The sequence below is a fragment of the Thermogutta sp. genome, assembly GCF_014359955.1.
In the GTDB taxonomy this organism is placed as follows: Bacteria; Planctomycetota; Planctomycetia; order Pirellulales; family Thermoguttaceae; genus Thermogutta.
This window is the reverse complement of record NZ_JACIYL010000925.1, coordinates 1-1,571: the sequence shown is the minus strand read 5'-3', so window position 1 is coordinate 1,571 and position 1,571 is coordinate 1. Positions and strand designations below refer to the sequence as shown.

Genomic DNA, 1,571 nt, shown 5'->3' with positions numbered 1-1,571 from the left:
ACACTTCCCTGGATGCCAGCCACTCGTCCCAGCGGCCAAGGATCTCAAGAGCCTCCGCCAGTTTGCCGGCACAGGCCAGATCTGTGGCCTCAAAAAGATCACGGCGGAGCCACATTTCAGGATTCTCTTCCCGCGGCGGCAGCAGCGTCCAATCCACGGGTTCCCCGACCACCGCGCACCGTTCTTCCAGTTCTTCTCTCCGTCCCAGTAAAGCCAGGATTTCGCCCAACTGACATTGAGCAAAAATCCGCTGTTCGAGAGGAGTGTGATAATACTTGGCCAGCCCAACCGAAGCCTCCGCCATTTCTCGGGCTTCTTCCAGACGCCCCAGCATGGTCAAATGCCGCGAATACTGGAGGGCCCCCACACTCCGCCGATCGTTTTCCTCGACCAGGGGTAACTCGCGATAGACAGACCTCGCAAAGTGCATCGCCAGGTCGAGGTCTCCGGCGGCTTCATAAACGCTCACAGCATATTCTCGAAAACAGGTGAGGCACTGAAGCTTCCCCGTCCTCCGACAGACGTCAAAACCCTCCTGAATCAACCCCTGAAGTTCTTCCCGACCATATCCCTCGCAGATTGCGTGGTGCTTGGCCAGATTGTCGTAGGCACAGGCGGTCAGCCAGTGGATAACGGCTTCGTACTGATCAATGGGCAGATCCGGTTGAATTTCCCGGGCCTTCTCTTCGCTTTCCAAAAGCGCAATCGTCTCCACGGCGCGATCGCGGCCGGTTCGGTGATCAAAAAGTGCCTGCGCACAGTTCATGCTATGAAAATTGCCATAAAGATAAGGAATGATTTCCTTCTCCTCCCGGGCACGGCGCCGGATTTCTTCAGCCAGTCGAAAGGCCGACCGCTTGTATCCTTTGTCATTGAGCTGATAAAGCCTCTCGAACAGTGGTTCAAAGAGGTCTTGGGCTGCATCTTTCTCGTTCATGATCGCGCTCCCCGGATGCTGAGAAATGAGAGAGTAGTCCCTGAACTGGCGCCGTGTCTTCCCATTATTTTCGTGTTTGTTAATGTGTGCTCGGACGATGTCACGATCGCCCCCAGAGAGTTTCTGCAATCCAGGCCAGATCGTCTTGCTCACGCTCCCGAAGGGTGGCATCGAGGACCAGCCCCGCCGTTTGCAGAGCCTTGTTGACCAACAACCGCAAGACGCTTGCCAGAGGGGATCGAATGGACTGGCTGAGTGCTCGGTCCACGATTGGATGCCGCCGGTTGAGAATGACCTCATGCGGCTGGGGGGTATCCTGCTGGAAGTGGGCGCTGATGAGTCGCTGGAAACCCGTGGGCATTCCCCCCTGTTTCTGCAATACTTCGAACGTCCGGTGCAGTTCGGATCGTTCGCTCAGAAAGGCCAAAACCGGGATATTCTTGCCGTATTCCCCCACGCTGACATGGATTCGATCAGTCCCCAGGAAACGCTGCCATTCCGGTGCGGCGTCCGTAAGCTCTCTGATCCCCAGGACACTGGTGGCAAACCCCGGGCTGCTGGGACCGGCGACGCGAAAATCCACCACCCGGCCATCAGAAACCACATCGGCCACCATGAGGGCCAGCAACGCCTC

At 57.2% G+C, this 1,571-nt stretch carries 2 protein-coding genes; both read right to left on the bottom strand.

All coding sequences use genetic code 11. The annotated features are described in order from the left end of the window. Positions 1-937 (bottom strand): hypothetical protein (locus H5U08_RS18240; protein ID WP_297036415.1); only part of this gene is annotated, 937 nt, incomplete at its 3' end. A gap of 100 nt (positions 938-1,037) precedes the next feature. After that, a partial coding sequence (locus tag H5U08_RS18235) for a hypothetical protein (RefSeq protein ID WP_297036412.1) occupies positions 1,038-1,571 on the bottom strand: 534 nt, incomplete at its 5' end.